At 68.1% G+C, this 16,263-nt stretch carries 15 protein-coding genes; 6 read left to right on the top strand and 9 right to left on the bottom strand.

Annotation, left to right across the window (positions count from 1 at the left end; all coding sequences use genetic code 11):
- Positions 1-136: 136 nt before the first annotated feature.
- Entirely contained in the window at positions 137-1,105 is a 969-nt protein-coding gene (gene zapE, locus ACAM49_RS22030; protein WP_369637435.1) for a cell division protein ZapE, read from the bottom strand.
- Between the two features lie 79 nt (positions 1,106-1,184).
- Between zapE and ACAM49_RS22025 the strand changes: the two genes are divergently transcribed.
- Complete coding sequence (locus ACAM49_RS22025; protein WP_369637434.1) at positions 1,185-1,793, top strand: TetR/AcrR family transcriptional regulator; 609 nt, start codon at positions 1,185-1,187, stop codon at positions 1,791-1,793.
- Here ACAM49_RS22025 and ACAM49_RS22020 read toward each other — a convergent pair.
- Positions 1,786-2,109, bottom strand: coding sequence for a hypothetical protein (locus ACAM49_RS22020; RefSeq protein WP_369637433.1), 324 nt, complete (start codon positions 2,107-2,109; stop codon positions 1,786-1,788). The genes ACAM49_RS22025 and ACAM49_RS22020 overlap by 8 nt on opposite strands.
- A gap of 124 nt (positions 2,110-2,233) precedes the next feature.
- On the opposite strand from ACAM49_RS22020, the gene ACAM49_RS22015 reads away from it, so the two are divergent.
- Positions 2,234-3,238, top strand: a complete 1,005-nt coding sequence (locus ACAM49_RS22015; RefSeq protein ID WP_369637432.1) for an LLM class flavin-dependent oxidoreductase — start codon at positions 2,234-2,236, stop codon at positions 3,236-3,238.
- On the opposite strand, the gene ACAM49_RS22010 is transcribed toward ACAM49_RS22015, so the two are convergent.
- A complete protein-coding gene (locus ACAM49_RS22010) occupies positions 3,157-4,002 on the bottom strand; it encodes a helix-turn-helix transcriptional regulator (protein WP_369637431.1) in 846 nt (281 codons plus the stop codon). The genes ACAM49_RS22015 and ACAM49_RS22010 overlap by 82 nt on opposite strands.
- Positions 4,003-4,067: 65 nt before the next feature.
- Between ACAM49_RS22010 and ACAM49_RS22005 the strand changes: the two genes are divergently transcribed.
- The gene (locus ACAM49_RS22005; RefSeq protein WP_369637430.1) at positions 4,068-4,232 is read left to right on the top strand and encodes a type II toxin-antitoxin system VapB family antitoxin; all 165 of its coding nucleotides are present in this window, start codon (positions 4,068-4,070) and stop codon (positions 4,230-4,232) included.
- A gap of 30 nt (positions 4,233-4,262) precedes the next feature.
- On the opposite strand, the gene ACAM49_RS22000 is transcribed toward ACAM49_RS22005, so the two are convergent.
- The 6 genes from ACAM49_RS22000 to ACAM49_RS21975 are packed head-to-tail and all read right to left on the bottom strand — an operon-like array spanning position 4,263 to position 11,233.
- Entirely contained in the window at positions 4,263-5,438 is a 1,176-nt protein-coding gene (locus ACAM49_RS22000; RefSeq protein ID WP_369637429.1) for a lipid-transfer protein, read from the bottom strand.
- On the bottom strand, positions 5,435-5,848 hold the full coding sequence (locus tag ACAM49_RS21995) for a MaoC family dehydratase (protein ID WP_369637428.1): 414 nt from the start codon (positions 5,846-5,848) through the stop codon (positions 5,435-5,437). Before ACAM49_RS21995 ends, ACAM49_RS22000 begins: the two co-directional genes overlap by 4 nt.
- Positions 5,845-6,810, bottom strand: coding sequence for a bifunctional MaoC family dehydratase N-terminal/OB-fold nucleic acid binding domain-containing protein (locus ACAM49_RS21990; protein ID WP_369637427.1), 966 nt, complete (start codon positions 6,808-6,810; stop codon positions 5,845-5,847). The genes ACAM49_RS21995 and ACAM49_RS21990 overlap by 4 nt, the downstream gene beginning before the upstream one ends.
- A gap of 12 nt (positions 6,811-6,822) precedes the next feature.
- Positions 6,823-7,992 carry an acyl-CoA dehydrogenase family protein gene (locus tag ACAM49_RS21985; RefSeq protein ID WP_369637426.1) on the bottom strand — a complete coding sequence of 390 codons (1,170 nt, stop codon included), beginning with the start codon at positions 7,990-7,992 and terminating at the stop codon, positions 6,823-6,825.
- On the bottom strand, positions 7,977-9,035 hold the full coding sequence (locus tag ACAM49_RS21980) for an acyl-CoA dehydrogenase family protein (protein ID WP_369637425.1): 1,059 nt from the start codon (positions 9,033-9,035) through the stop codon (positions 7,977-7,979). The genes ACAM49_RS21985 and ACAM49_RS21980 overlap by 16 nt, the downstream gene beginning before the upstream one ends.
- A gap of 26 nt (positions 9,036-9,061) precedes the next feature.
- Positions 9,062-11,233 carry an acyl-CoA dehydrogenase gene (locus tag ACAM49_RS21975; protein WP_369637424.1) on the bottom strand — a complete coding sequence of 724 codons (2,172 nt, stop codon included), beginning with the start codon at positions 11,231-11,233 and terminating at the stop codon, positions 9,062-9,064.
- A gap of 180 nt (positions 11,234-11,413) precedes the next feature.
- On the opposite strand from ACAM49_RS21975, the gene kstR reads away from it, so the two are divergent.
- From kstR to ACAM49_RS21960, 3 genes are all read left to right on the top strand, one after another.
- Positions 11,414-12,097 carry a cholesterol catabolism transcriptional regulator KstR gene (gene kstR / locus ACAM49_RS21970; RefSeq protein WP_369637423.1) on the top strand — a complete coding sequence of 228 codons (684 nt, stop codon included), beginning with the start codon at positions 11,414-11,416 and terminating at the stop codon, positions 12,095-12,097.
- 261 nt (positions 12,098-12,358) lie between these two features.
- Positions 12,359-14,929, top strand: coding sequence for a trehalose-phosphatase (gene otsB / locus ACAM49_RS21965; protein WP_369637422.1), 2,571 nt, complete (start codon positions 12,359-12,361; stop codon positions 14,927-14,929).
- Positions 14,930-15,097: 168 nt separating this feature from the next.
- Positions 15,098-16,045, top strand: a complete 948-nt coding sequence (locus ACAM49_RS21960; protein WP_369637421.1) for a metal ABC transporter solute-binding protein, Zn/Mn family — start codon at positions 15,098-15,100, stop codon at positions 16,043-16,045.
- Positions 16,046-16,263 lie beyond the last annotated feature (218 nt).

The raw sequence follows: 16,263 nt of genomic DNA, 5'->3' as shown, positions 1-16,263 counted from the left end.
GGTCCCCTCCGGTTCGGTGCAGCTCCTGACGCCACGGTAGGAAGCCGCCCGCAACGCCGGGCACCCACCGCGTTGACGGCACGTGAACCGTGCGCGTCGATCAAGTCGGCGAGTTCACCGGAGCTTCGCCGAACGGCTATCGGGTCTCGAGGTTTACCGGTTCGGCGAGCTCACCGAGGCGGCTCAGGGTGCGGTAGAGGTCCGGGACCAGCGCGATCTCGCCGCCCAATGCGGCCAGTGGCGCCTCGGCGAAGATCGACAGCTCCAGGTCCGCGTCGTAAAGGACGTCGACCAGATTCACGAACCGCATCACCCAGTCCGGCGGGACGGTGCCCATGGGCGGCACCCCGCACACCACCCACTTGCGGATCCCGCGGGTGAGTTCGAGGAAGTCGGCCGCCGACACCGGGATTCCGCACAGCTCCGCGAAATCGACGGTCAGCTCGCCGTTCTCGAGCGCCCGGGCCCGCAGCATGCGATGCGCCACCGGCAGTTCGACGGCACCGATCACCTCGCACGACCCGACCACGTAGTGCCCGGCCGCGAAGCCGGTGTGCCGCTCGCTCAGCGTGCGATAGTCCCGCGGCCCGTTCACCGACACCACGTCCAGGTGCTCGAGGATCCACTCGATGGTCGGCACGAACATGGGATGCATATACGGATTCGGCAGCAGCCGCTCGGGCGGGTAGTTGGAGGTCACCACGAGCGTGATGTGCCGGGCGAACAGCAGTTCCAACAGCCGGGAGACCAGCCGCGCGTCACCGGAATCGTGGACGTGGAATTCGTCGAAACAGATGAGTTCGGCATCGCCCAGCAGTGCGGCCGCCGAGGCGTCGATGGTCCCGTACTCGTGGATGCCCGCGTTCAAACGCGCGAAGAATTCGTGGAAGTGATAGCGCCGCTTGCGATTCGAGGGCGCCGCGGCAAAGAAGCGATTCATCAGCATGGTCTTGCCGCGCCCCGGGCCGCCCCAGAGGTACAGGCCGCGCGCGGCCTTCGCGCGATTCCGGAACTGCCACCGTTTGCCCAGTCGCGCGGCGATGGCGTCCAGCCGGTCGGCCGCACGCTGCTGGTCCGAATCGAGCACGATCTCCGGCGCTTTCATCACAACCCTCCTCAATCCTCTACCGCTGTAGAGCTTCCTCTATAGTTGTAGAGGATCTCGACGCCGCAGAGGAGCAAAGGTGAGCACTCCCACAACCGATCGACGCACCCTCATCGTGGACAGCGCCATCGATCTCATTGCGGCCCAGGGACTTCGAGCGCTCACCCATCGCGCACTGGACACCGCGCTGGAGCTGCCCGCCGGGTCGACGTCCTATTACTTCCGCACCAAGCGGGCACTGATCGAGGGCATCGTGGAACGCATCGCGGTCCGTTCCCGCGCCGATTTCGCGGCGGCACAGGCCGGGCCGGACCGCACGGCGAAGGCAGACGGCGACATCGATCCGGATCAGCTGGCCCACGAGATCGCGCGCCAGCTGGATCGGCTACTGGCACAACGCCGCAACCATCTGATCACCCGGCACGCACTCATCGTCGACCTGCTCGGCGACGCCGAACTACACGCGAAACTCGTCGGCTGCCTGTTCTCGCATCGGCACGCGACCGCCTTGTTCGAGGCCCTCGGCGCACCCGATCCGGCCACGGCCGCCGCCGATTTCATCGCGGTCATCGAGGGCCTGGTCTTCGACCGCTTCGCCGGCGCCCGCGCCGGACTCGCGCCGGGCACCGCGAAGAGCGTGAATCAACTGGCGACCGCACTGGCCGCGCAGTTTCGAACCGCTACTTGATCTGCTGCCGATACCGGACATCCCAGAAGCGCATGTTCGGCCACGGCGGACTCTTGACCACCGCCAGCGTGCCCAGAGTCGCCGCGATCAGTCCGGTGGTCACACCGATGAGCGCGATCAGCGAGGCGTCGACAGCGGCTTCCCACTTGACCTCCCCCTGATGCACCACGAACACTCCGACCGGCCGTGCTCCACGCCAGGGATTCACAGTGGACACCGTAATGACCGTGGTGCCGTCGGGAGTCTCGTGCGGTTCGCCGTAAACCAGCGCACTCCCCATCGCCGGTAGCTCGTTCAGCCGTTCTCGCAAGGTCATATCGACCCCTTTCCCCACAAGGCAGTGCGCCCCAATCTACGCCGCCGCCCGTTCCCGCCGCCGAATCTTGCTCAGCCGCACCCATTCCGGAATAAGTGGACACAATGCCCGGTTAACTCGGAACATGATCCCTTCCAACAAGATCGGCATCGTCTTCGGCAGCCTGACCCCGCCCGAACACCTCACCGCGGGCGCGGCCCTGGCCGAACGCCTCGGCCTCGGCGAGCTCTGGTTCTCCGAGGACTGCTTCTTCACCGGCGGCCTGTCCGGCCTCACCCAACTCCTGGCGGCGACCCGCGAGATCCCCGCTGGGCTCGGGCTGGCCAGCATCGCTACCAGACACCCTGCCGTCCTGGCCATGGAATTGGCCGGACTGGCTCGCACCTATCCGGGCCGGGTCCGCGCGGGCATCGGACTGGGCAATCGGGGCTGGCTCGAACAGATGGGACTACGGCCGCCGCGCCCACTCACGGCGCTCGGCGAAACCGCCGATGTCCTGCGCGAACTGCTCGCGGGCGAACTGGTCGATCGGGAGAACAGCACGCACGTCCTGTCCGGCGTCCAACTCAGCTTCCCGCCCGACCTCCCGCCGGAACTGTGGACCGGCGCGGTCAACGAACGTGGCCTGCGCCTGGCGGGCGAAAAGGCCGACGGTGTCCTGCTTTCCGTCCTCGCCGGACCCGCCTACGTGCGCTGGGTGCGCGAGCTGATCCCACGCCATACCCCCGTCATGGCCTTCGCCCTCACCGCCATCGACGATGACGACCGCACGGCACGAGACGCGGTCCGCGCCGCCGTAGGGATTTTCCTGCAAGCCGAATCGGAGTCCGCCCTGATCGGAAAATCTCCATACGCCAAGGAGATACGAACCGCCGTCGCCGCGCTCGCGCCCGCCGAAGAACTCACGGTCGAGGATGCCTGGATCGACGAATTCGCGGTGGCGGGAACCCCTGACCAAGTGCGCGCCCGCCTCGACGAGCTCCTCACCTCCGGCGCGAATTCGCTCGGCCTATGGCTGTTCCCACCCGACCGCCTGGACGACCAGCTTCACCGCCTGGCCACCGAGGTGCTCGCCGCCAACACAGCCTCCAACGCCCGCTCCGAATCACTCCCCGGCGCAGCCGTATAGGTGACGATCGCCCGCACCCCGGGATCACCCGGGACATCGAGCAGTTCATAATCCAGATGCAGATCGCCGGCAAGGGGGTGCCGCAGCCGATAGCGCCCGTACTGAAAGTCGTTGACCTCGTGGGTCTCCCAGAACTCCCGGAACTCCGGACTGCGCTCGTTCATCTCCCGCAGCAAGGCCCGCAGTTCCGGATCATCGGGCCGATGACTGGCCCGCAACCGCATGTCCGCGGCGATATGCCCGGCAATGGTCGGCCAGCTCTCGGCGGTGAGCGCGCGAATCCCCGGATCGAAGAACACCAACCGCATCCAATTCCGCTCCGCCTCCGGTAATTCCGCGAAATCGATACCGAACACCGCGACGGCCGCGGCATTCCAGCCCAATATGTCGGTGTGATGGCCGACGATGTAGGCGGGCGTGCGGGTCATGTAGTCGAGCAGCTGTCGCAGCCCCGGGCGCAGTGGCTCGCCGGTACGCGACAGCGAACGCGGCGGACGCGCCAGATTCCGCAGATGCCGCTGCTCATCGCCGTTCAACCGCAGCGCGGTGGCAATGGCCTCGAGGATCCCATCCGATACCGCCTCGGCCCGCCCCTGTTCCAGTCGTACGTAATATTCGACGCTCACCCCCGCCAGCTGCGCGACCTCCTCCCGCCGCAACCCCGGCACCCGCCGCCGCCCCCACACCGGCAAACCGAGGTCCTCGGGCCGCAACCGTGCCCGCCGCGACCGAAGAAACTCGCCCATTTCAGACTTGTCGGACACCGGGCCAAGTCTAGGGCGCAGCCGGACATCATTTGCCATGACCACGGCGAGGGGAGAACCCCCCCATGCGGACAACAATCGAGCTGGACGAGGCATCACTTGCCCTGGCAGCCGCCGAACTCGGCACCGCATCCGCCGATGACACTGTGAACGCCGCACTGTGGTTCGTCGCCCGGCGCAAGGACCGTATCGAGGGGCTGCTCGAGAACCCCACCGGTATCGGCGACTGAATCGCCGATACCGGTGGGTGTGACCGAAACTCAGTTGGTGGTGAGGACCAGGCCCGAGGTGGGGACGCCGGTGCCGGCGGTGACGACGATGTTTTGCAGGCCTTGTACCTGGTTTACAGAGGTGCCGCGGATTTGGCGGACGCCCTCGGCTATGCCGTTCATGCCGTGGATGTAGGCCTCGCCGAGTTGGCCGCCGTGGGTGTTCAGGGGGAGGCGGCCGCCTAGTTCGATGGCGCCGTCGGCGATGAAGTCCTTGGCTTCGCCGCGGGCGCAGAAGCCGAGTTCCTCGAGCTGCATGAGGACGAAGGGGGTGAAGTGGTCGTAGAGGATGCCCGCCTGCATGTCCTCGGGGCGGAGGCCGGACTGGGACCAGAGTTGGTCGCCGACCAGGCCCATTTCCGGGAGGCCGGTCATGGCGTCGCGGTAGTAGCTGGTCATGACGTACTGGTCGGCGCCGGAACCCTGTGCGGCGCCGGCGATCAGCGCGGGCTTGTTCGGGAGGTCCTTGGCGCGCTCGGCGGAGGTGACCACGATGGCGACGCCGCCGTCGGTCTCCTGGCAGCAGTCCAGCAGGTGCAGCGGCTCCGCGATCCAGCGCGAGGCCTGGTGCTCCTCCAGGGTGATCGGCTTGCCGTAGAAGTGCGCCGCCGGATTCACCGCCGCGTGCTTGCGGTCGGCGACCGCCACCCGGCCGAAATCCGCACTGCGCGCGCCGTATACGTGCATATAGCGCCGCGCCACCATGGCCACCTGCGCGGCCGGGGTGCCCAGGCCGTGGGTGTAGGAGAACGCGTTGTCCACGCCCGACGAGCTCGGATTGCCGGTCGCGAGGTGAGTCGCGAACTGGCCGAAGCGGTTTCCGGAGCGCTCGTTGAAGGCCCGGTAGGCCACCACCACATCCGCGATGCCGGTCGCCACCGCCATGGCGGCGTGCTGCACGGTCGCGGCGGCCGCGCCACCGCCGAAGGGGATATTGCTGAAGAACTTCAGGGACGGGATACCGGTGGCGCGCGCCACGGCGGCCTGGGTATTGGTGTCCATGGTGAAGGTCGTCAGACCGTCCACATCGGCGGGCGTGAGCCCCGCGTCGGCGAGGGCGGCGGTGACGGCCTCGGCGGCCAGGCGCAGCTCGCTGCGGCCGGAGTCCTTCGAGAAGTCGGTCGCGCCGATGCCGACGATCGCTGCCTTGCGGCTCAGCTCGGTCACTTCGACTCCTCCAGCGAGATAACGGCTTTCGCCGTGACGTGGTCGCCGAGCGAATCCTTGCCGACCACGTCGATGGTCACCTCCGCGCCGTCCACGGCGGAGACGGCGCCGGTCAGGGTGAGGGTGTCACCCGCGTACAGCGGCACGCCCAGGCGCAGCGAGATGGACTTCACGCGAGCCGTCGGCCCCGCCCAATCCGTCACGAACCGCTGCACCAGACCGGTGTCGGTGAGGATATTGACGAAGATGTCCTTGGACCCGCGCTCGACCGCCTTGTCGCGGTCGTGGTGCACGTCCTGGAAGTCGCGGGTGGCCAGCGCCGTCGAGATGATGAAGGTGGCGTCGGCGTGAATCACCAACTCCGGCAGCGTGGTTCCGACCTCGATGGCCGAGAGTTCGACAGTGGTCACTTCACGGCCTTCCAGTAGGGCACGGTGTTCTCGTCGTCGAGCTTCAGGAAGCCCACCTCGACCGGCAGGCCGACCTCGACCTCGGACGGGTCGATACCGGTCAGCTCACCGAGCATGCGGACACCTTCTTCCAGCTCGACCAGGGCGATCACGTACGGCAGCTGCCGCCCCGGAACGCGCGGCGCGTGATGCACCACGAAGCTGAACACGGTGCCGCGGCCGGAGGCCACGACGTAATCGCTCTGCTCACTGTGGTGCTTCCAGATCGCCGGAACCGGCGGATGCTGGAGCGAGCCATCGGGCCGCTGCTGGATGCGCAGTTCGCCGAGCTTCACTCCGTCCCAGAAGAACTCCGTATCCTTGGAGACAGTCGGGCGTACGCGCTTGGCCAGATCCTCGGCGGGCACTTCGCCGGACTCCTTGGGCGCGGCCGTCTTTCCGGTACCGGGCGCGAACTTCAGCATCCGGAACTTCATCTCGGTGACCAGCTCGTCGCCCACGTACCAGTTGGTGAGGTAGGTGGTGAACCAGCCGTCGCCGAGCCCGGTCTTCTTGGGCCCCACGATGTCCCCGATGCTGGTCCGCACCGTCACCTGCTCGCCGAGCTCGAGGTAGCGGTGGTAGACCTGCTCGCAGTTGGTGGCGACCACCGAGGTGAACCCGGCCGCGTCGAACAGCTCGTTGGTCCGCGTCATCGGGTCATCGGCGGCGCGAATTCCGCCCAGCCCCAGCATGGTCCACACCTGCGCCATGGCGGGCGGGGCCACGATGCCGGGATGCCCGGCGGCCTTGGCGGCGGCCTCGTCCACGTAGATCGGGTTGGCGTCGCCCAGGGCCTCGACCCAGTTGTTGATCATGGGCTGATTGATCGGATCCCGCCCCGCGCGCGGCGCGGACTCGCCGTCGGCCTTGATCTTCTCCAGGCCGTCGCGAATCTCCTCGGCCGTGAAACTCTTTGTCACGCTGAACTTCTCCTATCGCGGGACGCGCGGCAGCCGCAGGCCCATCTGGGCGATCAGCTCACGCATGACCTCATTGACGCCGCCGCCGAAGGTGACCACCAGGTTCTGCTTGGTGCGCTTGTCCAGCCACACCAGCAGGTCCGCGGTGGCCGGATCGGCCGGGTCGCCGAAGCGGCCCACGATCTCCTCGGCCAGGCGGCCCGCCTCCTGCAGCGCCTCGGTGGAGAACACCTTGGTCGCCGAGGCGTCGGCGATGACATCGCGCGGATCGGCGTCGGGGCGTTCCATATTGGAGGCCACCTGCCAGTTCAGCAGCTCGTTCAACCGGGTCATGGCGTGCAGCCGGCCCAGCGTGCGCCGCACGTCGGCCTCGCCGAGCACGCCCTGCTTGTGCGCCCACTCGCGCACGGCCTCATAGAGCTGCTCGATCTTGCCGGACGGACCCAGGCTCACCCGCTCGTGATTGAGCTGGGTGGTGATCAGCTTCCAGCCGCCGTTCTCCTCGCCGACCATCATGCTCGCGGGGACGCGGACATTGTCGAAGTAGGTGGCGTTGGTGTGATGCGCGCCGTCGGCGGTGATGATCGGCGTCCAGGAGTAGCCCGGATCCTTGGTGTCCACGATCAGGATGGTGATCGCCTTGTGCCGCGCCTCGACCGGACCGGTGCGCACCGCCAGCCAGACGTAGTCGGCCTCGTGCGCGCCGGTGGTGAAGATCTTCTGGCCGTTGACGATCCAGTCGCCATTGGCGTCGCGCACCGCGGAGGTGCGCAGCGCGGCGAGGTCGGTGCCCGCGTCCGGCTCGGAGTAGCCGATGGCGAAATGCACGTCGCCGGTGAGGATTCCGGGCAGGAACTTCCGCTTCTGCTCCTCGGTGCCGTACGACTGCAGGGCCGGGCCCACCGTCAGCAGCGTCACCAGGGGCACGGGCACATCGGCCCGGACCGCCTCGTTGTAGAAGATCTGCTGCTCCAGCGGCCCGAAGCCCTGCCCGCCGTACTCCTTGGGCCAGCCGACGCCGAGCTTGCCGTCCCGGCCCATGCGCTTGACCACCGCCCGATAGGCGTCACCGTGGCGGTTCACCTTCATCTCGGCCTCCTCGGCGGGAGTCACGAGACCGGTGAAGTACGAACGCAATTCGTCGCGCAGCTGCCGCTGTTCCGCGGTCAGTTCGATGAACATCTGGCTCCCAAACGGTCCAGCCGGAACGATTCGCCGCCGAGCCAGCGCGCGATGTCCTTGGCCTGTGAGTAGTAGCGGTGCAGCGGATGGGTGATATCGACACCGAGACCGCCGTGCAGGTGGTGACACTTCTGCATGGCCGCGGGCAGTTCCGAGGCCACCGTGTACGCCAGCACGTCCAGGTCGTCGTCGATCCGCTCGGTGTCCGGCTCCTCCTGGGCCAGCGCCCAGGCGGCCGAACAGGCGGCCACGTGCAGGGTCCGCGAGACCACGTACACATCCGCGATCTGCTGTGCGACAGCCTGGAATTCGGCCAGCGGGCGGCCGAACTGCTGCCGGGTCCGCACATGCTCGGCGGTCAGCGAGACCACACCCTTCAGCAGTCCGTCGGCCACCGCGCCGAGGCTCGCCAGCGCGAACCGGTGCAGCTCGGTCAGACCGCCGGGAAGCAACTGCTCGGCCGGGATCTCCACCTGGTCGAGCTGGAGCGAAAACTCCGGCACGCCATCGGAAGTCGGGTTCGCGGTCTTGGTGAGGCCCGCGGCGTCACCGTCCACCACGGCGATGCCGTTGTCGGTGGGCACCAGGATCCAGCGCGCGGTGTCGGCGTAGGGCACCGCCACCTTGCGGCCGGTGATCCGCACGGTGGTGCCGTCGGTGACCGCGGTGGTCTCCGGCTTCACGGTGAACGGCGATCCGGTCTCGTGCAGCGCGGCGGTCAGCACCGCGCCCTCGGCCACGGCGGGAAACAGCTTCTCCGCCAGGGCATCCGGCACACCGATCGCCTTCAGCGGCAGCACCCCGAAGCCGAGCGTGCTCAGCGCGGGCACCTGTGCGGCGTCGGTGGCCAGCTCGGTGAGCAGGGCCGAGACCTCGAGCAGGCCCATATCGTCGCCCCCGAACTGCTCGGGCAGCGGCACGGCCAGCAGGCCGCTGTCCGAGATGATCGGCCACAGCGCGATATCGCGCGCGCTTTCGCGTTCCAGCAAACTTACGACAACCTCGGCGACAGCGTCCTGGCTCTCGTCCCTGGTGAAGTCCAATTCCATACTCCCGGTTGAGGTGTGGGCTAGCCGTGCGACTCGCGTGGCAACCCGAGGATCCGTTCACCGGCGACGGTCAACAGAATCTGCTCGGTACCGCCCGCAATCGACAAACAGCGTGTGAGCAGGAATTCTTTCACCACATCGGTTTCCAGAGCGCCCGCCGCACCGGACAATTCGACGGCAAATTCGGCCACCGCCTGCCGGTGCCGGACACCGACCAGCTTGCGAACGCTACTTTGCGCGGCGGGGTCTCCGCCGGACAGCAGCTTTTGTGCCGCACGGGCTTCCAGCAAAGTTCCGGCAACAGATTCTGAAATGAGCGCGCCCAAGCGGTCCGCGACCAATTCCGCACCCGGACCGGAGGCCGGGGCGGCGGCGATCAACGCCTCCAGCTCATCGCCGATTCCCTTGCCGCCCATGGCGACCCGCTCCGCCGAGAGCGTGGAACGGGCGATCTTCCACCCATTGCCCAGCTCGCCGACCAAGCATTCGTCCGGAACGAACACGTCATCGAGGAACACCTCGTTGAAGCGCGCCTCCCCGGTGATCTCCACCAGCGGCCGGATGTCCAGCCCGGGACTCTTCATATCGACCAGGAAGTAGCTGATGCCCTTGTGCTTCGGCGCGGACGCGTCGGTGCGCGCCAGGCAGATGCCCCACGTCGCCCGGTCCGCCAGCGAGGTCCACACCTTCTGGCCGCGCAGCTTCCAGCCGCCCTCGACCCTTTCGGCCACCGTGCGCAGCGCCGCCAGGTCCGACCCCGCGCCCGGTTCGGAGAACAACTGGCACCAGATGACCTCACCGGTCAGCGTCGGCAAGGCATAGCGCTCGATCTGCTCGGGCGTGCCCCACTGCAGCAGCGTCGGGATCGCCCAGTTGGCAATCGCGATGTCCGGCAGCGCGATTCCGGCCTTGCGGATCTGATCCTCGATCTGGGTGCGCAGGATCGGACCCGCGCCGCGGCCGTAGGGCGCCGGCCAGTGCGAGGCCAGCAGTCCGGCCTCGGCCAGCGCGAGCCGCTGCTCGGCCTCCGGCAGCGCCGCGATCTTGGCCAGGTCGGCCGCCAGCACGGCGGCGTCGGCGGCATCCAAACCGGCGGCGTCCCAGGCGGATCCGGATTCGCCATCACCGAAGTCGATGCTGACCGTGCGGCGCACGCCCGCCAGCGTCAACTCGGCGACACGGCCCCGCCAGCGCGCCGACCCGCCCAGCAACTGCCGCCAGGCGGTCGCCCGGCGCAGATACAGGTGCGCGTCGTGCTCCCAGGTGAAACCGATTCCGCCCAGCACCTGGATGCAGTCCTTGGCGTTCTCGACCGCCGCGTCCAGCGACACCGCCAGGGCGATGGCCGCGGACAGGCGCAGTTCCGCACTGCCGCTGTCGATCGCGGCGGCGGCATCGGCGGCGACCGCGCGAATCTGCTCGGCCCGGCACAGCATCCACGCGCAAATGTGTTTGATCGCTTGGAATTCGCCGATCTTCCGCCCGAATTGTTCGCGCACCTTCGCGTATTCGGTGGCGGTCTCGAGCGCCCAGCCGGCAATGCCCGCGGCCTCCGCAGCGACCAGCGTGGCGGCCACGTCGAGCACCGAGAAGTCCGGTTCGAAAAGGCGATCCGCGGCCACCGCGACCTCGGCGCAGACCACCCGCGCCAGCGGCATGGCCTGATCGATCCCGGGCAACGGCTCCACCCGCAGCCCCGGGGCATCCGCGTCGATCAGCGCCCAGAGGTGGCGGTCCCCCGAACGCACCGGGACCAGCACCGCCGTGCCCGGCGCGGCACCCGGAACCGAGTCCCACTCACCGGACACCAGCGCCCCGGATTCGCCCACAGCAGTGTTGGTTTCAACTGATAGAGCGATTTCGCCCGCGAGCGCGACGCCGCATGGCGTAATCTCGTCGAGCGCCTCGCCGACGACCAGACCCGCCAACGCCGTCGACAGCACCGGTCCGCCGACCAGATCATGCGCCGCCTGCTCCACCAGGACCGCGAGATCTCCGACGGTCCCGCCCGCGCCCCCGGCCTCTTCCGGCACCGCGACCCGGAAAATTCCGAGATCGGCCAGGCGCGGCCAGTATTCGCGCCAAAATTCCGGTGCACCCGAACGCAGTGTTGCAATTGGGCGCACCGCGGCGGCCCATCCGCGCATCGATTCCTGGACGGCTTTATGCTCGTCAGTGGTGGCTATGGTCACACTCCATACCGCCTTTCCGGCGTGACTTCAGCTCCTAGAACATGTTCTAATGTTCGAGCCGGGCTGAAGTCAAGCGCCGTCCGGTCGCGGTACGAACTCGTGCCCAGCCGTGCTCTCACCCGGAGCGGGATGCTGGGCGAGATGAACCGAACGATTCGTGCAGGAAAGGACTTTCAACCGATGGCCAGTCCCTCCCGATCGCAGGCCGCCGACGGTTCCGATACCGGACGCACCGCGTCGGCGCCCGGCGGACGCACCGCGCCCGTCACCACCCTCAGCGAGGAGGATCTGAGCTCGGCCGCGCAGCGCGACCGCCGCAAACGCATCCTCGACGCCACCCTCGCGCTGGCCTCCAAGGGCGGATACGACGCCGTGCAGATGCGCGCCGTGGCCGAGCGCGCGGATGTCGCGGTCGGCACGCTCTACCGGTACTTCCCCTCCAAGGTGCACCTGCTGGTGTCCGCGCTGGCACGGGAATTCGAGCAGTTCGAGGGCCGGCGCAAGCCGCTCGCCGGGGCCACCCCGCAGGAGCGCATGCACCTGCTGCTCACCCAGGTCACCCGCGCCATGCAGCGCGACCCGCTGCTCACCGAGGCGATGACCCGGGCCTTCATGTTCGCCGACGCCTCCGCGGCCGCCGAGGTCGATCGGGTCGGCAAGGTGATGGACCGCTTCTTCGCCCGGGCACTGTCCGACGACGTCCCCTCCGATCGCCAGTTGGCCATCGCCCGAGTCATTTCCGACGTCTGGCTGTCCAATCTGGTGGCGTGGCTCACCCGTCGCGCCTCGGCCACCGACGTCACCGAGCGCCTCGAGCTGACCGTCGATCTGCTCATCGGCAGCGGCGACGGCAGCGACAAGTAACGCGAACGCATGCCGTGCGTTCGCACGGATCCACAGGGGCTGCCCGGTCCGGAGATCTGGGCAGCCCCTGTTTCGTTTGCTGGAACGCCGCTGTTCAAGCGGGGTTAACGGCGAGTAATCCGGGCGGGTCTCACATTTCGAGTGAACGACACGGAAGTGTCTTGTAAACGCTATGTATCACCGCCCACACGAGTGGGCAATCAAGACCCAGTAGCATCACTCGCGCCCTGAAAAATCTCCTCCGATCATTAGGTTGGATGCGTGAGCGCACAGGATTTGTCACTGGAACTTCGCCGTGCCCTGTCGGCCATCGCCCGCGTGCCACGGTTGCTGGTCGCATCGGACTACGACGGGACGATCGCGCCCATCGTCTCCGACCCGACGAAGGCCTATCCCCATCGGGAGTCGGTGAGCGCCCTGCGCGCTCTCGCCGGTCTCACCGGAACCACCGCCGCCGTGATCTCCGGTCGCGCCCTGCGCGATCTCGCGGCCCTGTCCCGGTTGCCCGTCGAGGTGCAGCTGATCGGTAGTCACGGTTCGGAATTCGATGTCGGCTTCGTGCACGCCATCGACAACGACGCCAAACAACTGCTGGCCGAGGTCACCACGACCCTGACCCAGATCGCTCAGGACAATCCGGGCGCATCCGTCGAAATCAAACCGGCCAGTGTGGCTTTGCACGTCCGCAACGCCAGCCCCGAGATCGGCCGCCGCGCACTGGTCGCGGTGCGCCAGGGCCCGGCCAGCTGGGTCGGCGTGCAGACCACCGAGGGCAAGGAAGTCATCGAGCTCGCGGTCGTCGAGACCGACAAGGGCGCGGCGCTCGATATCGTCCGGCACCAGCAGGGCGCCTCCGCGGCCCTGTTCATCGGCGATGACGTCACCGACGAAAAGGCCTTCAAACGCCTCTCCGGACCCGACGTCGGCATCAAGGTCGGCGAGGGCGAATCCCTCGCGAAATACCACGTCGCCAGCACCGAGGAGGTGTCGAAGGCGCTGGCGTTCCTGCTCGAGGAGCGCCGCACGTGGTTGGCAGGTGCCTCCGCCCCTCGAATCGAGCGGCTGACCATGCTGGCCAGCCCGCGTTCCAAGGCCCTGGTCACCCCCGACGGCACCGTCACCTGGCTGTGCCATCCCGAACCCGACTCCGCCGCCGTCTTCGCCCACCTGCTGGGCGGACCGGGCGCGGGGCACTTCACCGTGCAGCCCGAGCGCGCGGGCCTGCCGCTGTCGCAGCGCTACGTCGACGGCACCATGACCGTCGAAACCCGTTGGTCCAGTTTGCAGGTCGTCGACTACCTGCCGCACGACGTGGTGCCCGAGCGCACCGACCTCACCCGCGTCATCACCGGTGACGCCAAGGCGGTCATCACCTTCGCGCCCCGCCCCGAATTCGGGCAGGTGCCGGTCCGGCTGGTGCACGCCACCGGCGGGCTCAAGGTGGAGGGCACCAACGATCCGATGGTGCTGCGCTCCCCGGGCGTGGAATGGGAGATCATCGACGACGGCAACCACCACACCGCCCGCGCCGTGGTGGATCCCCGCCAGGGCCCGATCGTGCTCGAAATGCGTTGCGGCACCTCGGATCTCTCCCCTGCCATGCGGCCCGAGGCCGACCGCCGCCGGGAAGCCGAACGCTACTGGGGCGATTGGGTCCACACCCTCGAATTGCCGCCGCTCAAGCCGGATCTCATGAAGCGCTCCGCGCTCACCCTGCGCGGACTGGTGCACGCGCCGTCGGGTTCCATCCTGGCCGCGGCCACCACCTCGCTGCCCGAGGACATCGGCGGCGTGCGCAACTGGGACTACCGCTACTGCTGGCTGCGCGACGCCTCGCTCACCGCGTCCGCGCTGGTGTCGCTGGGCTCCATCGGCGAGGCCGAGGACCTGCTGGCCTGGGTGCACCGGGTGCTCGAGACCCTGCCCGGACCCGAACGCCTGCACCCGCTCTACACCCTCTACGGCGAGACCCTGCCGCCCGAGGCCGTCATCGACCAGCTGCCCGGCTACGCCGGCTCGCGGCCGGTGCGCGTCGGCAACGCGGCGAACATGCAGGTGCAGCTGGACGTGTTCGGCCCCATCGTGGACCTCATCTCCCAGCTGGCGCACGCGCGGGAACGCAAGGGCATCAACGATCCCGCCAAGGCGCTGCCCGATATGGACTGGGAACTGGTGCACGCCATGGTGTCCGCGGTGCAGCGGCGCTGGCGCGAACCCGACCACGGCATCTGGGAGATCCGCGGCAATCCGCGCCACCACGTGTACTCCAAGGTCATGGGCTGGCTCACGGTGGACCGCGCGCTCACCCTGGCCAAGCAGTTCGCCCGGCCCGCCGACCCGGAGTGGGAGACGCTGCGCGACACCATCGCCGACGAGGTCAAGACCGAGGGCTGGAACGACGAAGTCCAGTCCTACACAGCGGCTTACGACGGCACCGACCTGGACGCCGCCACCCTGCACATCGGGCTGTCCGGGCTGATCGAGCCCTCGGACCCGAGGTTCGCGGCGACGGTGGTGGCGACCGAGGCCGAGCTGCGCAGCGGGTCGACCGTGTACCGGTACCACCACGACGACGGGCTGCCCGGCGGCGAAGGCGGCTTCCACCTGTGCGCGGCCTGGCTGGTCGAGGCGTATCTGCTGATCGGCAAGCGGGAGGACGCCGAGGCGTTGTTCGCGCAGCTGGTGGATGTGGCGGGACCGACCGGTCTGCTCTCCGAGGAGTACGACCCCGTTGCCGAACGCTCGCTCGGCAACCACCCGCAGGCCTACAGCCACCTGGGTCTGCTGCGCTGCGCGCAGCTGCTGAGCCAGCCGGTGGCGGCGCTGACCTAGGGATTCACCGTTTCCGAGAGGCCCGGAGAGCGACCCGCTCTCCGGGCCTTCCGTGTTGCGGGGGCCACACATTCCAACTCCGGGCTAGGGCCCTAACGGTCGTTTGCGCTACATTCAAATGGCAATCGTTTTCGTTTCTAGTAAGCCCGCAGTGCCAGGAGTACCAGCGTGACCAAAAGCTTTGCCCGAGGTTTTGCCGTGTTCGCCGCCGGACTGGCCACAGTCGCCACCTTGACGGCCTGCGGAAGCTCGAAGGATTCGGACCAATTGACCGTCGTGGCCTCCACGAATGTGTGGGGCGATATCACCAAGGCCGTCGCCGGGCCGGATGTGAAGGTCGAATCGATCATCAACGATCCGAACACCGACCCGCATTCGTTCGAGGTCTCCCCCGCCGACGCCGCCAAGATCACCGACGCCAAGCTGGTCGTCTACAACGGCGGCCACTACGACGAGTTCATCGACAAGGCCATCGCCGGGCGGAACACCAAGACCGTCAACGCCACCGACATCGCCACCGAGGGCGACCACGATCACGGCGCGCATGCCGCCGCACCGACCACCGACAAGACCGACGCCGCGGGCCACTCGCACGAGGTCAACGAGCACATCTGGTACGACGTGCACCAGGTCGGCCACATCGCCGAGCACATCGCCGACGCGCTGGGCCAGATCGATCCGGATCACAAGCAGGCCTACACCGACCGCGCCGCCGCCTTCGCCGCGAAGCTGGCCCCGATCGAGGCCATCACCACCAAGATCGCCGCCGAGCACCCGAACCAGCCGGTCGTGCAGACCGAGCCGCTGGCCGCATACCTGCTGACCGCCGCCAAGGCCGACGACAAGACCCCGCACGCCTTCCAGGAGGCCATCGAGCAGGGCACCGACCCGTCCCCCGCCGATGTCGCCACCGTCCGGGACCTGTTGACCGGCAAGCAGGTTCGCGCCCTGGTCTACAACATCCAGACCGAGGACAAGCTCACCCAGGACCTGCGCGCCACCGCCGACAAGTCCGGCGTCACCGTCGTGGAGGTCACCGAAACCCTCCCCAAGGGCCTCGACTACGTCACCTGGATGACGAACAACGCCAACTCCCTGGCCAAGGCCCTGGCATAAACCACTCCCCCGCAACGGTTTCGACCATGGCACCACCGAAGGACCCCCGCTGAACGACCGGCTCACCCAGCAGTCGCCGAGCGCCCACCCCGCGCCCGGCGACTGCGCCGCGTCCGAAACCCGTTCCGCCACCGCCACACCCGGGAGCACCACCATGACCGCCAACCCCGCGCAGGCAACCGACACCGGGCTCACCACCCCCAAACCCGGCTGCCCCC

It is taken from the genome of Nocardia sp. JMUB6875 (assembly GCF_041154655.1).
In the GTDB taxonomy this organism is placed as follows: Bacteria; Actinomycetota; Actinomycetes; order Mycobacteriales; family Mycobacteriaceae; genus Nocardia.
The sequence above is the reverse complement of the archived record's forward strand: the minus strand, read 5'-3'. Positions and strand labels throughout refer to the sequence as shown.